Source organism: Caproiciproducens sp. NJN-50, assembly GCF_004103755.1.
GTDB lineage: Bacteria > Bacillota > Clostridia > Oscillospirales > Acutalibacteraceae > Caproicibacter.
The window spans coordinates 3162956-3182395 of sequence record NZ_CP035283.1 but is presented as its reverse complement, the minus strand read 5'-3'; the positions used below and the strand labels follow the sequence as shown (position 1 = coordinate 3182395).

At 58.1% G+C, this 19440-nt stretch carries 19 protein-coding genes; 14 read left to right on the top strand and 5 right to left on the bottom strand.

From position 1 onward, the window contains the following. The first annotated feature begins 11 nt into the window (after positions 1-11). The 4 genes from EQM14_RS15545 to EQM14_RS15530 all read left to right on the top strand — a co-directional run bounded on the left by EQM14_RS15545 (position 12) and on the right by EQM14_RS15530 (position 4743). The gene (locus EQM14_RS15545; RefSeq protein ID WP_128744073.1) at positions 12-530 is read left to right on the top strand and encodes a QueT transporter family protein; all 519 of its coding nucleotides are present in this window, start codon (positions 12-14) and stop codon (positions 528-530) included. 25 nt (positions 531-555) lie between these two features. Beyond that, positions 556-1944 (top strand): TrkH family potassium uptake protein, encoded by a 1389-nt coding sequence (locus tag EQM14_RS15540; RefSeq protein ID WP_128744072.1) that lies wholly within the window; start codon positions 556-558, stop codon positions 1942-1944. A gap of 252 nt (positions 1945-2196) precedes the next feature. Beyond that, positions 2197-3837 (top strand): hypothetical protein, encoded by a 1641-nt coding sequence (locus EQM14_RS15535; RefSeq protein ID WP_128744071.1) that lies wholly within the window; start codon positions 2197-2199, stop codon positions 3835-3837. A gap of 18 nt (positions 3838-3855) precedes the next feature. Further along, the gene (locus tag EQM14_RS15530) at positions 3856-4743 is read left to right on the top strand and encodes a hypothetical protein (protein WP_128744070.1); all 888 of its coding nucleotides are present in this window, start codon (positions 3856-3858) and stop codon (positions 4741-4743) included. A gap of 72 nt (positions 4744-4815) precedes the next feature. Here the strand turns inward: EQM14_RS15530 and EQM14_RS15525 are convergent, their stop codons facing one another. Both EQM14_RS15525 and EQM14_RS17050 read right to left on the bottom strand, forming a co-directional pair. Further along, positions 4816-5331: an HAAS signaling domain-containing protein gene (locus EQM14_RS15525; RefSeq protein ID WP_128744069.1), complete on the bottom strand. Its 516-nt coding sequence runs from the start codon at positions 5329-5331 to the stop codon at positions 4816-4818. Beyond that, positions 5328-5615, bottom strand: coding sequence for a PadR family transcriptional regulator (locus EQM14_RS17050; protein ID WP_442861496.1), 288 nt, complete (start codon positions 5613-5615; stop codon positions 5328-5330). Before EQM14_RS17050 ends, EQM14_RS15525 begins: the two co-directional genes overlap by 4 nt. A 215-nt stretch (positions 5616-5830) precedes the next feature. Here EQM14_RS17050 and spoVAC point away from each other — a divergent pair, with 215 nt between their 5' ends. Both spoVAC and spoVAD read left to right on the top strand, forming a co-directional pair. Continuing rightward, entirely contained in the window at positions 5831-6274 is a 444-nt protein-coding gene (spoVAC, locus tag EQM14_RS15515) for a stage V sporulation protein AC (RefSeq protein ID WP_326974895.1), read from the top strand. A gap of 15 nt (positions 6275-6289) precedes the next feature. After that, positions 6290-7312, top strand: coding sequence for a stage V sporulation protein AD (spoVAD, locus tag EQM14_RS15510; RefSeq protein WP_128744068.1), 1023 nt, complete (start codon positions 6290-6292; stop codon positions 7310-7312). A 107-nt stretch (positions 7313-7419) separates the two neighbouring features. Here spoVAD and EQM14_RS15505 read toward each other — a convergent pair whose 3' ends face one another. Next, positions 7420-8940 carry a phosphomannomutase/phosphoglucomutase gene (locus EQM14_RS15505; RefSeq protein WP_128744067.1) on the bottom strand — a complete coding sequence of 507 codons (1521 nt, stop codon included), beginning with the start codon at positions 8938-8940 and terminating at the stop codon, positions 7420-7422. Positions 8941-9014: 74 nt separating this feature from the next. Between EQM14_RS15505 and EQM14_RS15500 the strand changes: the two genes are divergently transcribed. Both EQM14_RS15500 and EQM14_RS15495 read left to right on the top strand, forming a co-directional pair. Then, positions 9015-9722 carry an ABC transporter ATP-binding protein gene (locus EQM14_RS15500; protein WP_128744066.1) on the top strand — a complete coding sequence of 236 codons (708 nt, stop codon included), beginning with the start codon at positions 9015-9017 and terminating at the stop codon, positions 9720-9722. A 56-nt stretch (positions 9723-9778) separates the two neighbouring features. Next, the gene (locus EQM14_RS15495; protein ID WP_128744065.1) at positions 9779-10042 is read left to right on the top strand and encodes a hypothetical protein; all 264 of its coding nucleotides are present in this window, start codon (positions 9779-9781) and stop codon (positions 10040-10042) included. Positions 10043-10097: 55 nt separating this feature from the next. Here EQM14_RS15495 and EQM14_RS15490 read toward each other — a convergent pair whose 3' ends face one another. Further along, positions 10098-11129 (bottom strand): InlB B-repeat-containing protein, encoded by a 1032-nt coding sequence (locus EQM14_RS15490; RefSeq protein WP_164919114.1) that lies wholly within the window; start codon positions 11127-11129, stop codon positions 10098-10100. 164 nt (positions 11130-11293) lie between these two features. Between EQM14_RS15490 and EQM14_RS15485 the strand changes: the two genes are divergently transcribed. Together EQM14_RS15485 and EQM14_RS15480 are read left to right on the top strand one after the other, a co-directional pair. Then, entirely contained in the window at positions 11294-12136 is an 843-nt protein-coding gene (locus tag EQM14_RS15485; protein WP_128744063.1) for a DegV family protein, read from the top strand. Positions 12137-12164: 28 nt separating this feature from the next. Then, on the top strand, positions 12165-13190 hold the full coding sequence (locus EQM14_RS15480) for a GNAT family N-acetyltransferase (protein WP_128744062.1): 1026 nt from the start codon (positions 12165-12167) through the stop codon (positions 13188-13190). Here the strand turns inward: EQM14_RS15480 and dusB are convergent. Further along, positions 13187-14176, bottom strand: a complete 990-nt coding sequence (dusB, locus tag EQM14_RS15475) for a tRNA dihydrouridine synthase DusB (protein ID WP_128744061.1) — start codon at positions 14174-14176, stop codon at positions 13187-13189. The two genes, EQM14_RS15480 and dusB, sit on opposite strands and share 4 nt — an antisense overlap. A gap of 223 nt (positions 14177-14399) precedes the next feature. Here dusB and polA point away from each other — a divergent pair, with 223 nt between their 5' ends. The 4 genes from polA to rimI are packed head-to-tail and all read left to right on the top strand — an operon-like array spanning position 14400 to position 19414. Further along, the gene (gene polA, locus EQM14_RS15470; RefSeq protein ID WP_128744060.1) at positions 14400-16967 is read left to right on the top strand and encodes a DNA polymerase I; all 2568 of its coding nucleotides are present in this window, start codon (positions 14400-14402) and stop codon (positions 16965-16967) included. Position 16968: 1 nt separating this feature from the next. Further along, a complete protein-coding gene (locus EQM14_RS15465; RefSeq protein ID WP_128744059.1) occupies positions 16969-17799 on the top strand; it encodes a putative RNA methyltransferase in 831 nt (276 codons plus the stop codon). Beyond that, the gene (locus EQM14_RS15460; protein ID WP_128744058.1) at positions 17796-18962 is read left to right on the top strand and encodes a hypothetical protein; all 1167 of its coding nucleotides are present in this window, start codon (positions 17796-17798) and stop codon (positions 18960-18962) included. The genes EQM14_RS15465 and EQM14_RS15460 overlap by 4 nt, the downstream gene beginning before the upstream one ends. Then, positions 18962-19414, top strand: coding sequence for a ribosomal protein S18-alanine N-acetyltransferase (rimI, locus tag EQM14_RS15455; protein ID WP_128744057.1), 453 nt, complete (start codon positions 18962-18964; stop codon positions 19412-19414). Before EQM14_RS15460 ends, rimI begins: the two co-directional genes overlap by 1 nt. Positions 19415-19440: the final 26 nt, after the last annotated feature.

Here is a 19440-nt window from a genome sequence, read left to right as displayed (position 1 = left end):
GGGAACTAAATATGCAACAAAGGACAAACCGCGCATTCTCTTTGGCGTCAGCGGCGATGATCGCCGCGCTTTACACGGTGCTGACCCTTCTGGCGGCCCTGTGGGGGCTGGCCTACGGCCCGGTGCAGTTCCGGTTCTCGGAGGCGCTGACCATCCTTCCGGTTTTCACGTTTTCGGCAATCCCGGGACTGACGGTCGGCTGTTTTCTGGCGAATCTTTTCAGCGGCTACAGCACGGATATGGTGGTCGGCACGGCCGCCACGCTGATCGCCGCCGTGGGAACGCGCCTTCTGCGGAATATCCGCTGGCGCGGGCTTCCGGTTCTGGCGCCGCTGCCGCCGGTTCTGGTCAACGCGGTGTTTGTCGGGGCCGAGATCGTCATCCTTTCGCCCGGCGGTTTCGCCTGGGCCGAATTTCTGACGCAGGCGGTTTCCGTCGGGTTGGGCGAACTGGCCGTCTGCTACGGCCTGGGGCTGCCGCTCGCGGCGTGGATCGGTTCCAGCAAGGCGATGAAAAAACTGTTTTTATGAGATTCACAGCAATGAGGTGGATGAAATGGGAGAGGAAATTCCCGCGTTAAAAAAGAAGCTGAAGGGCATCCCGCCCGTCCGGCTGATTGTGGTGAGTTTTCTTGTGGTGATTCTGACCGGCGCTTTTCTTCTGGCTCTGCCGGTTTCGGCGAGGAATGGGGCGCCTACTTCGCCGTTGGACGCGCTGTTCACGTCGACTTCCGCGGTGTGCGTTACGGGGCTGGTGCTGTTCGACACCTGGACCCATTGGAATCTTTTCGGCCAGGCCGTCATCCTGCTCCTGATTCAGATCGGGGGGCTCGGGCTGGTCACGTTTACAACCGGATTTTCGCTTCTGCTGAAGCGGAAGCTGGGCTTTCGGGATATGCAGCTTGCGGCCGAAAACACGGCGGGCAGCATGATGCATGTCAAACGCCTGATCAAAATCATTCTGTTCTTTACTTTTTCCTGCGAGACCGCCGGCGCGATTCTTCTGATGCTGCGTTTTGTGCCGCAGTATGGTCCGCACGGAATCTGGATCTCCTTTTTCACTGCAATTTCCGCTTACTGCAACGCCGGGTTCGACATCATGGGCTTTGTCGATCCGGGCAGCAGCCTGGTGGGTTATGCGGGCGATCCGCTCGTCACGCTGACGGTCGCCGCGTTGATTGTGACCGGAGGCCTGGGTTTTGTTGTTATTAACGATATTTTCTACGCCAGAATTCTTCCGCGGCTGCACAAGCAGCGTCCGCACGCCCTTCATTTCCATTCCCAGATCGTTCTGCGCATGACGCTGCTCCTGATTGTAGCGGGGACGCTGCTGTTTTTTGTCTGCGAAAACGGCAACACGCTCAAGAGGATGAACTTCGGCGAAAAGCTGAACGCGTCCTTTTTCCAGTCTGTCACGGCGAGGACGGCGGGCTTCAACACGGTGGACATCGGGTCCCTGGGGGATCTGACCAAGCTGATCATGGTATTCCTGATGTTCGTCGGCGCCTCGCCGGCATCGACCGGCGGCGGCATCAAGACGACGACCTTTGTGGTGCTGGTCACGGCGGTCATGAGCGTGATGCGCGGCAGCGAAGATGCCGTCGTCCTCAAACGCAGGCTGGATAAATTTACGGTTTACCGTTCGCTGACGATCCTGACGATCGGCGTGCTGGTGATCATTGTGACCGCCGGCGTCATTATGACGACGAACCCGGCGACGAACGGCGTGGACGCACTGTTCGAGGCGACGAGCGCGTTCGGCACGGTCGGCCTTACGGCAAACGTGACGCCGACTTTGACCAACATTGCCAAAGTGGCGGTGGTCTGCGCGATGTACATCGGCCGCGTCGGGCCCGTCTCGCTCGGGCTGGCGTTTACCCTGCGCAAGGGCCGTTCCGCGTCTTCCGGAACGGTTCTGCCTGAAGGCAAGATCGTGGTGGGGTGAGTCTCTGCGCGGTTCATTGATCGGAAAATGAAATCAATTCAGCCGGACCGTTCGGGAATATCCCGGATGGTCCGGTTCTTCTTTACGGATGAAAAAAACAAGTAATTACATTTTGAGCCAATAATGATAAAATTTGACATTGTGAGAATTTGATGATAATATTGAAACATAATTATTCGAGAGGAGAAAATAATATGAAAAAGAAGATCAAAAAAATTTCCTTATCATCGACTTGTTCTTAGCATTTTATTTTTGATTATTACACCGGCCGTGAGCGCGAGAGCGAAAACGGCTCAACAGAAATCTCATTCTGAGAACACCAGTTCTACGATTACGTCACAGACGAATCAGAGCAGTTTTGATATAAGTAATATCAAAAAAACAGCAAATTCGGTTGATCAAGAAAGATTTGAAGATGCTTCTGAAAAAATAAAGGACGTCGAGGGTTTAACAGTTCATAAGCAGCTTGAAAATTTCTTACGCGATAAAATGTCAATTTCAAAAAACACTGATTTATTATCTACGAAGGATAAAAAAGCTGTGTATGACAGTAAGATAGCGGAGAACTCTGAAACACAAAATAATCCGCCGGTTGCAGACTTAAAATATGCGATTTTAAATCCGGATTCTCTCATCGATGGAAATGTCACCACAGAGACTCAGATTGGCTGGTTATGGTCATACGATGGTCAAGATTTTACATATGACCCTGACGGCGATGCTATCGTGAAAAAAAACGTCGGCGGTATTCCAAATGATTCGATTATTGGAACATTTAATGACGGATCCGGTTTTGTTACGCAATTTACCACTGCCGCACAGTATGTTATGACATTTCAAGTAGAAGATGCCAGAGGTGCGCTGTCGAATGTGTTTTCGATCGTTATTTCTGTAGAACCTGCGGATGGAAATACTCGTCCCGTTTGTAATATTCAGTATTTATACGATAAATTTGATACGGATCAGGTTGAAGTGATTTCATGGAAGACATCCACAGATAGCGACGATTCTGATGTGATAACGGATCTTGGATTTTATATTACAAAGGAAGATGGAACGCAGCTTGTCCAGAACGTAGACTTTGCAGCCGCAATTGTCGATGATGAAACGCTTGGGATTCAGTTCGCGGAATCAGGCAACTATAAAATTTGGCTCAGAGTGGTCGATAAACATAATGCATGGTCCGATTGGGTGATTTTAAATGTAGCGGTAAGCGATCCAGACGTTACAATCAAAGATCTTTATGTTTCAAATAATTATCATAAGGATTATGACCCAATTGCGGAGGATGACGCAACCCAACATTGGATTGATTATCAAAAATCAATAGAATTAGCGAAAAAAGTTGGGGGTTCGGAGCAAGACGCCAGATGGGTATTGAACCAGGTGGAGTCAAAACAATTTCCCGCTGAATTGAGCAAATATGATTTGGGTTTTGGTTTTGTGGTAAAAGGTACGCTGGTCTACAGAGAGGATTCATCGCCGAAAGCCAACGCTCCGGTGCGGATTTATCTTCCGGTTACCAACGGCCACGGCATGGATACAACTGTCTATACGGATTCAGAGGGTAAATTCGAGTTTAATTGTAACGATATAAGAAAGTATTTCAGCGCGTTAGGCTATGATACAAGTAAAATCTATTTAGGGGACTGCTCAGGAGAGGATACGAGATATACATACTATAGCTCACAACCTGAGTATACAATTTTTTACTATCCTACGGACCTGAAAATATCAAGCGGCAACGATCAGTATCATCTAAGTGTCAGCGCCGCCGCGGGAGCCGTTGTCAATAATGGGAAAAAACCTTACGTATATGCCATTTTGGGCAACAGGTGGATATTGACAAGCGTCCCGGGCGATGCCGCGCTGCATTGGGTTGAGATCTCGTGATCAGGGAGGGAAAAAGCAATGGATGGAATTTGTCTGGACACAAAGGCGCAGACGGGAAACACGGATTTTTCCGTGACAAAGAACGTTGTCCTGAATGACCAAAGCGTGAAATTAAATTCCAATGGGAAGGCTTCTAAGCCGGAGCAAGTCCGATTGAATTTTGACCGGATTGACCGGGAAGACCGGCAGGAGGAATATGCCAGAAAACTGCAGGAACAACGGGAAGAGGACGAATACCGGCTGATCACGCAGGAAAATCCGGTTTACGGAAGCCTCACCGGACTCAAAAGCGCCGTCGGAGATTCCGAAAAAACATGCAACAATTTGCTGAATCATTACCACTATTACAACGATCAGATTTCTTATTATCAGGGACTGCTGAACGGACAGGACGGCGCGCAGCCACTGACCGACGCGCAGAAGAAGTCCTATCAGGATACGCTTACCCAGCTGCAAAGCGACAAACAGTTTTTATTGCAGAACGGGTACCCAAAGGATGAGCCGGCGGCTCATGTGCCGGATGCCACTGATATTTTATGCATGAGAACATATTTGGCCTTCATTTCCATGACGCCCGGCTTGGGGCAAGGCGCGTCCGGATTGAAGGAGAAGATTCGGGAGTTCGAAAATTTTCATTTGTCTTCGGAAAACTTTGAGCAAGATCTGAAAAGCGCGATCAACATGCTCAATGACATCAACGACACGATTTCGTCGATCTGGAATGATTATCATAACAGTGGGAACAAGGAACCCAGCGCCCCGGATGAACCGAAAAATCGCGGATTGAAGCCGGAATCTTACGCTGCCTTTTTTGCAAGAATGGAACAATCGAAGCAGCCTTTTGCGAACAACAGTTTTGTGCAGAAGCTAAGACGGCTGCACAGCGATGAGTATGTGGTAGTGTGAACCTGATCATTCCAGTCAGTCCGGTTTTACAAAGACAGGCCTTTCGGTTTCCGGAAGGCCTGTCTTTTTGTGCTATTTTCGATTTCGGCGGGAACGGGAGTACAGGATAAAACAGGAGATACAGGCGGCCAGGAACAGAACGAACAGCCCATAGGCCAACGGGCCTGGCCGGGACGTGACAAAAATCGCAGTCGGCCCGTCGGCTCCCCCGATGATGGTTTGACCCTTTGCCGCCGCCTCGCTGCCGTTCAGCCACATCCGAATGCGGCTGGCAGGGCCGGAAAACGCCGTGAGCCGGAGTCCGGCCGCGGCGGTCAATGCGGAGAAAAGAATGCCGAGCGCCAGCAGGAGCTTTTCCGAAGGTGTGCGTACCGGTGCGCCCCGGCTGTTTTCGGAAAGGAATTCGCCGGCCAGCGCCTCCGGCGCGCCCATGGCTCGGATGATCTCCCCTGCGGATTCCCCGCGCTCCAACCGGGCGCTGAAATCGGAGGCGAGATCCGTTTCCAGCCGCTTCCTTGTCTTTCGCGGCATTCCGGACCGGCGCAGGGCGCCGGATACTTCTTTCAAATACTGTTCCCTTGTCATCATTGAGACGAGTCCTCCTCCGTCAGTATGTCGTTTACGCTTTTTGAAAACTGTTCCCAAATTCCGCAGAGCCGTTTCAGCTCTCTCCGCCCCAGAGGCGTGATGGTGTATACTTTTTTCGGCGCGCCCCGGATTTTGTCCGTGCTCCACTGCGCGTGGATCAGGCCGTCGTCTTCCAGACGGTACAGAACCGGGTAAAGAGTTCCTTCCCGAAGGCTGAAAAACCGGCTGCTTTTCCGCTCCAGCTCCGTCAGCAGTTCGTATCCGTAGGCGGGGTGCCGTTCGATCAGCCGGAGAATGACGATCTCCAGCGCGCCTTTTTTCAGTTGGCGCTCGTATCGGTCATCCAGAACATTTCACCTCTTGATTGTAAAATATTTAGTATTACTAAACAGTATAGAACGACTCTGCGCCGCTGTCAAGGAAAACAGGAATGTCCTCCGCATATTCATCCCCGTTTCCGGCAAAATAAGGACGACTGAAACGAAAGGAGAAGAAAACATTGACAGTATCGAAAAAGGATTATAAAACGATGGCGGACAAGGTTTCCCCGCCGACCAAATGGGGGAAAAACATGGCGATGGCGTTCCTGTTCGGCGGCGGCATCTGCACGCTTGGGCAGGCGATCCTCCATCTCTACATGTCCTTCGGCCTGGACCAGAAGGAAGCGAGCACCTTCGTTTCCATCACACTGATTTTTCTCAGCGCGCTCCTGACGGCGCTGCGCGTTTACGACAACATTGCGAAGCACGCCGGGGCGGGGTCCCTGGTGCCGATTACCGGGTTTGCGAACTCGATTGTATCCCCGGCAATGGAATTCAAAAACGAGGGGTATGTTCTGGGCATCGGCGGAAAAATGTTCGTCATCGCCGGGCCGGTGCTGGTTTACGGGACCGCGGCGTCCATCCTGTATGGGCTGATCCTGTGGTTTTTCCATTTATATTGACGGGGAGTTGAGCGCATGCCGCAGAAAAAGGGAAAATACACATTTGAATTGACGACGCATCCGGCCGTCCTTGGGTATGCGTCGGTCGTTGGCAAAAAAGAGGGCGAAGGCCCGTACGGACAGTATTACGATCAGTGCCACAACGACACGACGCTGGGGGAATCCAGCTGGGAAAAGGCGGAAAGCCGCATGCAGAACGAGGCGGTCAACATCGCCCTTCGCAAGGCGAATCTGAAGAACACGGATATCGACTGCATTTTTGCGGGGGATCTGCTCAACCAGTGCATCTCCTCCACGTTCGGCCTCAAGAGCCTCGACATTCCGTTCCTCGGCCAGTTCGGAGCCTGCTCCACCATGGCGCAGACGCTCGGAATCGCCTCGCTGTTTGTGGAATCCGGCGCCGCGGGCCGCGCCGCGGCGGTGACCTCCTCCCACTTCTGTTCGGCGGAGCGGCAGTACCGGTTTCCGCTGGAATACGGCGGGCAGCGCACGCCGACCTCCCAATGGACCGCGACGGCGGCCGGAGCCGTCCTGCTTGGAAAAAGGCAGGACAACCCGGAGGCGAAAATCAGCCTGAACGCGGTCACGTTCGGCAGGATCACGGACTTCGGCATCAAGGACGCCAACAACATGGGTGCAGCGATGGCGCCCGCCGCCGCGCAGACGCTGCTGGACTTTTTCAGCGACACGGAATCCTCGCCGGAGGAGTTCGACCTGATTTTGACCGGGGATCTGGGCTTTGTGGGCAGCGAGCTTCTGGAAGAGCTGCTTCAGAAGGAGAACATCGACATCAAGCCGGTCCACAACGACTGCGGGATCATGATCTACGACCGCGAAAAACAGGACGTTCACGCGGGCGGCTCCGGCTGCGGGTGCAGCGCCGCGATCCTCTGCTCCGCCATTCTGCAGCAGATGGAGCAGGGGCAGCTCCATAAAGTGGTGTTCATCGGCACCGGCGCGCTGATGTCGCCGACCTCCTCCCAGCAGGGGGAGAGCATCCCCAGCGTCGCGCATCTGGTCCTTCTGACGGCAACGTGACGTTGCATCTTCAGCCCGCCGTTTAGCAAACAGAAAAAGGCCGGCACGGTTTGGCGGGACGGAGGTCAAATGCTCCCGGCGGCGGGCTGCCGTTCCGAAAACGAAAGTCAGAGGCTCTTTTTTAAAGGCGAAAGGTCCAGCCCCTCGCATCCGTCCAGATAAGCGGCTAATTGCTCCAGAATTCGCTTCACGCCGCCGTTCCGGTCGCTTTCGACATTCAGCGGCATGATCGGGTCGTGCACGCTCAGCCGAAGCAGGAACCAGCCGCCGCCGCGCTCGCCGTCGAGCGAAACCCGGACGCCCTCGTAGTTGTTCGGGGCGACGGTCCAGCCGGGCTGCCGGCGCGCATAGGTTTCCAGACCGGCGACCACGGCTTCCCCGCATTCGCGGAAGTTTTCCTTCCGAATCGGAAAGCGAAGCTCCAGCGCCTCGGCGGGTTCGCGCAGAGGGGCGAGAAGATCGCCGAGAGTTTTGCCCTGCGTGCGCAGCCGGGCCGACAGGATGATGATTTTGGTCACAAGATACGCGCCGTCGTCGAGGAAAAAGTTTTCCCGCATGGCCGCGTGGCCGGAGGTCTCGATCGCGAGAGGACAGTCCACCCCCTCCTTGTTCAGGCGGACCGCTTCGTTGATCACGTTGCGGTATCCGCGCTTGAAGCGGTGGTGTTTTCCGCCCAGCGTCTTTTCTATGTATTCCGTCAGTCCGCTGGAAGTGACGGAGTCGGTCACGACCGTGCCGCCGGGACAGTTTTCCAAAGCGATGCAGGAAGCGACCGCGACCAGGCGGTTACGGTTGATCTCGTCCCCGGCCGCGTCGACGGCCCCGCCGCGGTCCACGTCCGTGTCGAAGATGACGCCGAGGTCCGCCTTGGCGCGCAGCACCGCCCCGCGGACGGAGCGCATCGCCGTTTCATTTTCCGGGTTCGGAATGTGGTTCGGAAACATGCCGTCCGGGTCCAGAAACTGGCTGCCGGAAACATCCGCGCCAAGCGGCGCCAGAACGTCCCGCGCGTAAAAGCCGCCCGCGCCGTTCCCGGCGTCGACCACGATGTGGAATCCGGAGAGGGGCCTGTCGTAGTCGGCGGCGTTTACCCCCTTGCGGATCATGTCGCGCAGCCCGGCGCAGTATGTGCTCATGTAGTCGGCTTTCTCCACCGAACCGCCGCCGGGAGCGGGCCTGTCGCCGTTCTGCGCATGGAGCAGGATCTGCTCGATGTCCGGGCCGTCCAGCCCGCCGTCCGGTGTGAAGAATTTCAGCCCGTTGCGGTTCCAGGGATGGTGGCTCGCGGTGATCTGCACCGAACCGTCGCAGGAAAGGCCCCGCGTCACGTGGAACATGGACGGCGTGGAGGCTAACCCGCAGTCCAGAACCCGGATTCCCGCGGCGGCCAAAGCGCCGGAAACGGCGGCGAAGATGCGGTCCGCGGAAACGCGGCTGTCGTGCCCGACGGCCACGGCCAGCCGGTCCGCCGGTTTGCCGGCCCGCGCCGACAGCCACAGCGCGAAGCCCTGCGCCAGCCTCGCAAGCGTCTCGTCGGTCAGGTTCACCGGTTCTCCTGCGACGCCCGCGCTTGCGACGCCCCGGATATCCGTTCCGCTTTTCAGCTGATTCCAGTTGATATTTAACAAGGTCCTGGCCCCTTTCATCGTTGATTCGATCTCATTATAAAACCGGCGCGGACATTTGTAAACGGGGAGAGAGAATGGAACCATTCATTTCAGTGACTGATCTGACGAAAATCTATCATATGGGAGAATGCGAGATCCGCGCGCTTGCCGGAGTCACCCTCAGAGTGGAAAAGGGCGAATTCCTCGCGATCGTGGGCCGTTCCGGCAGCGGAAAATCCACCCTGATGAATATCATCGGGTGCCTGGATACGCCCTCCTCCGGCCAATACTTTCTCGAGGGGGAAAACGTCTCGGGCCTGAGCGAAAAAAAACTGGCGCAGATCCGCAACCGGCAGATCGGATTTATCTTTCAGAGCTTCAACCTGATCGGCGGGGAGGATGCGCTTGAAAATGTCGAGCTGCCGCTCGTCTACCGCGGAATCCCCAAAACCGAGCGGCGCACTTTGGCACAGGAAGCGCTCATGCAGGTCGGCCTGGGCGGAAGGATGCATCACCGGCCCGCCCAGATGAGCGGCGGGCAGCAGCAGAGGGTCGCCATCGCGCGCGCCATTGCCGCCCGCCCTCCGATCATCCTTGCGGACGAGCCGACCGGGAACCTGGATTCCCGGTCGGGCGGAGAGGTGATGGAGATTCTTCATTCGCTTCATCGCCTGGGCCGCACCGTCGTGCTGATCACGCACGACAGCCGCATCGCGGAGACGGCGGACCGCGTCGTGCGGATTCAGGACGGGAAAATCGCGGGGGAGGAAAAACGGATTGACAAACGGCAAATTCTGGTATAATATGGAAATAGAAAAATTATGCCGTCACCGGCAAAGTTAGTTAAGGAGGCTCTTTTATGACTTCCCCCGTTCAACTGCACGATGTCGACGTCAATTCATTTTTAAAGGTTCTTGACGAATGCAAAGGCAAGGTGTTTCTGGTCACCGACGAGGATGACCGCCTGAACCTGAAAAGCAAACTCAGCCAGCTCGTGGGTCTGACACGGCTGATTGAGGGAGGCAAGATCGCGGAGGCTTTTGTCATGTGCGAAGACCCCGAGGATGAATCCAGGCTGTTTCGTTTCAACCTGTTCGGGGATTCGGGAAAAGACCCGAAGTAACGAAACAAAAAACGGGCCGGAGCGGTTTACGCTCCGGCCGTTTTTGCCGATTCGGTCAAATATCGTCGTTGAAGAATTTATCCCAGTCGAAATCCTTTTTTTCGCCGCCGACAGGCTTTGCCTGGGACCTGGACGGGTCATAGCCGCTCCGTTCCGGCCGCTGCCGCGCCTGCGGCGGGACAGGCATGGTGTCGGTATCGCCGTCTTTGCTTTTACCCCGCGGCGTCCCGGACGGCTCCTGCGGAGGCGCCGGGTAAGGACCGGTGCTGCTGGAGCTGATGTCGGTAAATTCCATGCCGTCGGAGACGTCCGGACCGGCTCCGGCACCCGGTCCGCGCGGGCCGGGGCCGCTGAAGAACTGCAGGTAAACAAACGTCCCGATGCCGCAGGCCGAAAGGACGATCAGAGCGATTCCGGCCGGGAAAAGCCAGGAGCCGCCCCCTCCTTTCGGGGCGGCGGAGGACGTTTGGGAAGACGCGTCCTGCGCGCCGCTCGAGGCCTGCTGCCCGGTCGAAAGGAGAGAGCCCCAGTCTTCGGAGGAGAGGACATCGGGGTCGCTGATCGCCGCTTCCGCCTGGGAGGCGGCCTGCTCCACTTCCCGCTGGTGCGTGTCGACGCTCGCATAGCTGGAGGGTTTCCGGCTGGATGCGGCGCTCGCTTCCCACTGGGCGGTCAGGGTGATTTCGGAATAGATTTCAAACGAGGAGGAGACTCTTGCTCCCTTCATGGTCCAGTAGTCGAAAACATATCCCTTGCGCGTGGGAACGGGAAGGGAACTGACGTGCGCTCCCTGTTTGACATTGACAATTTTGATCGCGCTGCCGTCGTTGTAGTCCAGCTTGACGGGGACGGTCTCCCCCTCCGAGGGAACGTCCACGTTCCCGTTTCCGTCCGAAGAGGGAGGGCTTTCCGGCTCGCCGGGCGATTTGGAAGAGGAAGAACCCGGGGAGGAAGCAGAGCCTGAGGAAACGGGGCCGGATTCCGCCGCAACTTCGGCCTGCGCAAGCGCCGTCATGAAAAACAGTGCCGCGCTCATCGTCACGGCGAACAGAACGATTATGTACTTTTTTGCGTTTCTTCTCATCATCTGCAAATCCTCTCCCATGTGAACTTTACTCATATTATCATATTTCGCGGCTTGAATACAACCGAAACCGTGAAGAAAGAACTAACAATTTTAGGGGCGGCGTTTGAAAAACACGCACGGCGGTGTTATAATGACTTTCGATTATAAAAGTGGGGGAATTTTTCATGGCCGTTCTGATCAGCGCCGACAGCGCCTGCGATTTGTTTCCGGACCTTTACAGACAGCGCGGGATCAGCATTGTTCCGCTGTCGATCAACATCGGCGATCAGTCCTATAAGGATGTATTTGAAATCGGGCCGGACGAGCTGTTTGACGACTATGAGCGCACGAGGCGGCTGCCGAAAACCGCCGCTCCCCCGCCGGTCGACTTTTTCGAGGTCTTCCGGAAAGCGGCGGAAAACGGCGACAGCGTGGTGCATCTTGCCATGAATTCCAAATTTTCGTCGTCCTACCAGAACGCCTGCATCGCCGCGAAGGAATTCGAAAACGTTCATGTCATCAACACGTACACGTTAAGTTCGGCACAGGGATTATTGGTTCTGCGCGCGGCGGATATGCGGGACGCGGGCCTTCCGGCCGATGAAATTTCCGCACGGATTGAACAGGACAAGGAAAGAGTCCGCGCCTACGTTCTTCTGGACACGCTGGAATTCGCCTATCGGGGAGGGAGGGCCACCATGCTGCAGATGTTCGGGGCAAACCTTCTGAAGCTGCGCCCATGCCTGCTTCTGGACAATCAGGGGGAGCTTTCGGTCTGCAAAAAATTCCGGGGAAATTTCCGCCAGGTCTGTAAGGAATACGCGCGTTTTGTGTTGTCCCAGCCGAACCCGGACGGCGAGCGCGCCTTTGTTACCACCACCGGCATGGATCAGGAGCTTTTCGGCGAAATTACGGATCTGGTAAGGGAAAGCGGCAGATTCCGCGAGGTGCTCAATTCCCGCGCGGGCTGCGCGATGACGACTCACACCGGGCCAAACACGCTTGTTATATTCTATCTGGAGAAATAAGACGTCCGCCGGGAAAGAGGGGATCCGCATGAAGACGATGCAAACCCGCAGGCTGCTGCTGCGGCCCTGGTGCATGGAGGACCTTGAGGACTTTTACGCGTATGCGAAGGACCCGGAAATCGGGCCGAACGCGGGCTGGAAGCCCCATTGTTCCATGGACGAGAGCCGCGAGATCCTGAAAAATTTCGTGGGAAACGGGGAAGTGAGCGCGGTCGTCCTGAAGGAGACGGGAAAGGTCGTCGGTTCGCTCGGCCTGCACTCGGACCGGCTTTTTCACGAGGGTGAGGGTTCCTGCCGGGAAGTCGGCTACGTCCTTTCGCGCTCCTGCTGGGGTAAGGGCCTGATGACGGAGGCGGTCCGGCGGGCCGAGCGGTATGCGTTTGAGGAAATGAGGCTCGATTTTCTGTCCGTCGCCCATTTTCCCTTCAACGCGCGTTCCAGGCGGGTCATCGAGAAGTGCGGTTTCCGCTATGAAAAGACGCTCGCCGGTTCCTACACGGATTACCGCGGCGTGAAGCTGGACGAAGTCTGCTATCTCATGACGCGCGGAGGGTATGAGGACCTTGAGCGGAAACGGTTCCGCGCGGCGGGACTGACGCGGGAGCACGCAGAGGAAATCTGCTCCTGGCGTTACGACGGGCCTTACGCGGTCTACAACTCCTTTCCGTGGGAGGAGGTCTGCGCGCGCGGATGGGCGATGGCGGATGATGACAAGAGGAAGAGCGAATTTTATGCCGTTCAGGACGAAAGAGGAGAACTGTGCGGCTTTTTTCGCTTTTTCAGCCGGGACGGCGCGCTCCTGCTCGGCCTGGGCGTCCGGCCGGACCTCTGCGGCCTCGGCTACGGGAGAAGAATCATGGGGCTGGTTCTCAGAGAGTTCTTTTTCCGGTATCCGGGCCGGGACCTGGAGCTTGAGGTCCGCTCCTTCAACCGCCGGGCGGTTTCCTGTTACCGGAGCGCCGGATTTTTGGAAACCGTGCGTTACCGGCGGGAAACGCCGCTCGGCGAGGATGAGTTCGTGCGGATGAGGTTCAGCGGAGGGGAGGAGGCCTAACCCTCCGGCACGGCGTTTTCCGCGATCACGTCTTTGGTGAGCGCTTCCAGTTCCTTTAGGGAAGAAAGAAGAGACGCCCTGCGCCGGAATCCGGCGGCGCCCCGCAGTCCTTTCAGATACCAGCCCGCGTGCCCGCGCAGCTCGTTCATCGCGCGATGCTCGCCCTTGTAGCGGCATGCCAGCTCCGCCTGCCGCATAAGGACGAGCATTTTTTCGTGCACGCCCGGCGGCGGGACGATCCGGCAGGACTCCGCCAGATAGGCGTTGATCTGCCGGAACACCCACGGATTGCCCAGGGCGCCGCGCGCGACCATAATCGCGTTGCAGCCGGTTTCCTCCAGCATCCGCGCGGCGGAGGGAGCGTCCGTCACGTCCCCGTTGCCGATAACGGGGATCCCGACGGCTTCCCCGACCTGCTTGATGATGTTCCAGTCGGGGGACGGGGCGTACATCTGCGCGCGGGTGCGCGCGTGAACCGTCACCGCGGCGGCGCCGGCCCCCTCGCAGATTTTTGCTACTTCGACGGCGTTTTTACTTTTCCCGTCCCAGCCCGCCCTGATCTTGACCGTGACCGGCACGGGAACGGCGGCTTTGACCGCCGCGACGATCTCCCCGCACAGCGGCGGGTTTTTCATCAGGGCGCTGCCCGCGCCCGGACCGGTGATCTTCGGAGCGGGACAGCCCATGTTGATGTCGATCAAGTCGGGGAAAAACTCCATCGCGCGCTTCGCGCCTTCGGCCATCACGCCCGGTTCGCTTCCGAACAGCTGAATGGCCGAGGGGCGGGCCGCGTCCCCGAGCTCCATCAGGTCCTTTGTCTTTTTATCGTTGAATTGAAGCGCCTTGGCGCTGACCATTTCGCTGACCGTCATCGCCGCGCCGTACGCCGCGCAGACTTCGCGGAACGCGCGGTCGCCCGCGCCGGCCATCGGTGCAAGCACCGCGCGGCCCATAAGCTCGACCGCGCCGATTTTAATGGTATCCATAAAGTAACATCCCTGTTCCATCTATTTTAAACTGGCAGTCCGGCTGCCTCTGTTCAGGATTTTCCGGCGGTGCTTTTTATCGGATCGGGAACCGGTTTATTATACCGCCTGCCCGTTTATTTGTACAGCGCAGTTTCTTTTTCCGTTACGGCACTGTTAACTCTTAATTTTTGCATGGGAAAGTGATATAATACTTCCATAACTTGTATCCGGGGGAAAAGCGATGAAATTATTGGTACTGGACGGCAACAGCATTCTGAACCGGGCGTTCTACGGCGTGCGGCTCCTGACGACGAAGGAGGGGCTGTACACCAACGGGATCTACGGCTTTCTGACCATCCTCCACAAGCTGAAAACGGAGCTTTCCCCCGACGCGGTGGCAGTCGCGTTCGACCTGCGCGCGCCGACGTTTCGGCATCGGGAATACGCCGGCTACAAATCGAACCGCAAGGGCATGCCGCCGGAGCTGGCCCAGCAGCTTCCCACGCTCAAGGAACTGCTCACCCTGCTCGGGTACCGGCTGGTCACCTGCGAAGGGTTCGAGGCGGACGACATCCTCGGCACGCTTGCGGGGCAGTGCGAAAAAGAAGGGGACGAGTGCGTCCTGGCGACCGGGGACCGGGACAGCCTTCAGCTGGTCGGCCCGCACGTGACGGTCCGGCTTGCCTCCACCAAGATGGGGCAGCCGCAGGTGACGCTCTACGACGAGGCAAAGATCGAAGAGGACTACGGCGTGATCCCGAAGGAAATGATCGAGATCAAGGCGATTCAGGGCGATTCCTCCGACTGTATCCCCGGCGTGGCGGGCATCGGCCCGAAAGGCGCGGGACAGCTGATCCAGGCCTATCACTCCATCGACTACATCTACGGCCATCTTCCGGAACTTGAGATCAAAGACGGCATCCGGAAAAAGCTGGCGGAAGGAAAGGACAGCGCGTACTTAAGCCGCCGGCTCGGCACCATCCGCACCGACGTGCCGATCGACACCGACCTGAAGGATTACATCCCCGCCCCGTGCGACTGCGCGGGAGCCGCGGCGCTGATGGCGAAGCTGGAATTTTTCTCACTGATCGAGAAAATGGGATTGAACGCCCCGGAGCCGCCGCAGGTTTCTTCCGCGGCGCAGCCGTCCGCCGTCGTCGCGGAACACACGGATGCGGCCGCCTTGCTCAAAGCCGCGCGCGGGGACGGCCGCGCCGACATCCTCGCGGATTTTGCGGAGGGTGACCTGCGCGTCCTGTGGAACCGGGGCGGCGTGATTCATACCGTGGAGGGCGAGGAAACGCTGCGGGCGCTGTTTGGGGATGCGTCCGTCCGGAAAAACACGCACAACGTCAAGCCGCTTTTTTCCATCCTGCTGAGAGACGGAATCCCGATGAAGGGTCCCGTATTCGACACGATGCTGGCCGGGTATCTGCTGAACCCGTCCGCCTCCGGCTATGAGCCGGCGCGCCTTGCGAAGGAGTACGGCGTTCCGGAGCCCGCAGGGGAATGGAGCGAAGCGCAGGCCGCCGCCGCGGTGCTGCCGGGCCTTGCCGACCGGCTCCAGGAAAAAATCGCGGAGAATTCCCAGACGGAACTGCTCGGGAATATCGAGATTCCGCTGGCCCGGGTGCTGGCCGGCATGGAGAACGTCGGCTTCGCGGTGGACGCGGAGGGAATCCGTTCCTTCGGGGAAAAGCTGGAAGAACGGATCGCGGAGCTCCAGCGCCAGGTTTTTGATTCGGTCGGGTATGAGTTCAACCTCAATTCGCCGAAGCAGCTCGGCGACGCGCTGTTTGTCAAGCTGGGGCTTCCGCATGGAAAGAAGACGAAGACCGGCTGGTCCACCGGCGCGGAAACGCTGGAAAAGCTGCGCTACGACCACCCGGCGGTCGAGATGGTTCTGGATTACCGCGCGCTGGCCAAACTGAAATCCACCTATTGCGACGGCCTGCTGAAGGTGGTCGCGCCGGACGGCCGGATCCATTCCAGCTTCAATCAGACGGAGACGCGCACGGGTCGAATCAGCTCCACGGAGCCGAACCTTCAGAATATCCCCGTCCGCACGGAGTTGGGCAGGGAGATGCGCCGGTTTTTTGTCGCCCGCCCCGGCTGGGTGCTGGTGGACGCGGACTATTCGCAGATCGAACTGCGGGTGCTGGCGCACGTCGCGAACGACCGGAACATGATCCAGGCGTTCCGGGAAGAAAAAGACATCCACCGCAGCACGGCGGCGCAGGTGTTCCATATGCCGGAGGAACTGGTCACTCCGCTGATGCGCAGCCGGGCGAAAGCCGTCAACTTCGGCATCGTCTACGGCATCGGCGCGTTTTCGCTCTCGAAGAACATCCATGTCTCCGTCGCCGAGGCGAAGCAGTACATCACGGATTACCTCGCGAACTTTTCCGGCGTGGATTCCTACATGAAACGCGTGGTGGAGGAGGCGAAGGAGAACGGCTACGTCCAGACGCTGTTCGGGCGGCGGCGTTACCTGCCGGAGCTGAAGTCCTCCAACTTCAACCTGCGCTCGTTCGGGGAGCGCGTGGCGCGGAACATGCCGATCCAGGGAACGGCGGCCGACGTCATCAAAATCGCGATGATCCGCGTGCGGGACCGCCTGGATCGGGAGAAAATGAAAGCGAAGCTGATTCTGCAGGTGCACGACGAACTGATCGTCGAGGCCCCGAAAGAGGAGGCGGAACGGGTTGCCGCGCTGCTGACGGAGGAGATGCAGAACGCCGTTTCGCTCTCCGTCCCGATGATCGCCGAGGCAAAGACCGGGACAACCTGGTATGAGGCGAAGGCATAGCATGGGGATTTTCGCATGCCCCGTCTGCGGGGCGCCGCTCGCGCGGGAAGAAAAGGCCTGCCGCTGTGCGAACGGGCACAGCTACGACATCGCGAAAGAGGGCTACGTCTATCTGCTGCCGCCGAACAAGAGGCACTCCGCCGATCCGGGCGACAGCCGGGAGATGATCGCCTCCCGCCGCAGGTTCCTGGAGTCAGGGTACTACCGGATTTTCAGCGACCGGCTGAACGCGCTGGTTCGGGACCATGTGGAAACGGACCGCCCCGTGCTTCTGGACGCGGGCTGCGGCGAAGGGTACTACGCGGGCCGGCTGCGGGAGTTCCTTCTGGAAAACGGCGGAAGGCCGGAGCAGTACGGCTTCGACATTTCCAAATCCGCCGTGCGGGCCGCGGCGAAAAAATACGGAGAAATTTCCTTTGCGGTCGGCAGCATGTTCGGCATTCCCGTTCTTAACGGTTCCGTGGACGCCGTGACGGATGTTTTCGCGCCGATCGTGCCCGAAGAGCTGCTCCGGGTCCTGCGCCCGGGGGGCCTTCTGGTCCTCGCTGTTCCGTCGGAGCGCCATCTGTACGGGCTGAAAGAACTCCTGTACGACGAGCCGTATGAGAACGAGCGCAGGGACACGGAATATCCCGGCTTCGCCTTTCTGGAACGCGTGCCGGTGAGGGGAACCGTTGCGATCAGCGGGACACGGGCCGTGGAGGATCTGTTCGCCATGACCCCTTATTTCCGCAAAACCCCGCGCGAAGGCTGCGAACGCCTTGCCCGGACCCAAGCGCTGACCACGGAAACAGGATTCGATTTCTTACTCTATCGCAAGGTGGGAGAATGATGAGCAAGCGAAAGGCATTCGTCAATTTTGTCAAAGCGGAGAATATTTTTTTCATGATCGCCGTGACGGTCCTCGCCATGGCGGTCCGGCTGAGATTTTTCGGCTATGTCTCCAGCGACTACAGGCAGTTTCTCTCCGGGTGGTTTGAACTGATCCGGCAGAACGGAGGGCTTGCGGCGGCCGGCCTTGATTTCGGCGACTACACGCCCGCTTACTACTACCTGCTCGGCCTTGTCTCCTACCTTCCGTTTTCCGGCCTGCATCTCATTAAAGCCCTGTCGTGCGCGGGGGACGTCGCGGCCGCGTACTTTGTGTTCCGCATGGTCGACCGCAAGTACGGCGAGTTCTGGGGGGAGATCGCCTACGCCATCACGCTGTTTCTGCCGACCGTCATTCTGAATTCGTCGGTCTGGGCGCAGTGCGATTCCATCTATACCGCCGCGCTGCTCGGCTGTGTCTGTTACCTGATGGAGGACCGGGAAGTCCGCGCGGTCACGGCGTTTTCCATTGCGTTCGCGCTCAAGCTGCAGGCGGTGTTCCTCGCCCCGTTTCTGCTCCTTTTGCTGCTGAAGCGGAAAATAAGGGCGCGCTGCCTGCTGATCCCGCCGCTCGTCTATCTGATCTCCATTCTGCCCGCCGCGCTGCTCGGCCGTGATTTCGGCGAACTGCTGACCGTCTACGTCCAACAGGCGCAGGAATACCGGGAACCGACCATGAACCTGCCGAATCTGTACTCCTGGTTTCCTTCCGATGTTTCGGATTCCTTCGGCGGCGCCGCGGTGCTGGCCGCAGGCGCGCTGGTCCTGTTCTCGTTCGCCTATCTGTGTTCGAAAAAGTTCCAGCTGAACGACGAAATGCTGATTTCCCTTGCGCTGTTCTACACCATGATGCTGCCGTATTTTCTGCCGTACATGCACGAGCGGTACTGGTACCCCGCGGACCTGCTCTCCGTCGTGTTTGCGTTTTATTTCCCGGAAAAGTTTTATGTTCCGGTCATCACGGTGCTGTCCTCCCTCTACGCCTACAGCCGCTTTCTGTTCCGGTTCCGGTTTATCAGCATGAAGCTGTTTTCCGTTCTGATGCTCTTTAACCTGATCTGGGTCGCGATCCATGTCATTTACCGGATCCGGGACGGCTCGGACTGGAGGGTGGTGCGGCGCTGATGGATGGTCTGAGACTGGTTCCCATGGCGGCGCGCCATCTGGACAGTCTTGCGGAGCTGGAGCGGATCTGTTTTGCCGAACCGTGGACACTCAAGGGGCTTGAAGCGGAGCTGTCCTGCGATACCGCCGTGTTTCTGGTCGCGGAGTGCGGCGGGGCGGTCGCGGGTTACGCCGGGATGCACTGCGTCTGCGGGGAATGCTATGTGGACAATATCGCCGTTTTCCCGCGCTTCCGGCGCGGGGGCGTCGGCCGCGCGCTGACGCAGGGGCTGATCGAGCGGGCGCGGGGGCGGAACGCGGGATTTTTCAGCCTGGAAGTCCGGCCCTCCAACGCGGCGGCGGTCGCGCTCTATGAATCGCTCGGCCTGCGGGAGGCCGGGCGCAGGAAAAACTTCTACCGTTCGCCGCCGGAGGACGCGCTGATTCTGACGCTGAATTTCCGGGCAGAGTGACGCTGCGTCCTTCAGCCCGCCGGCCG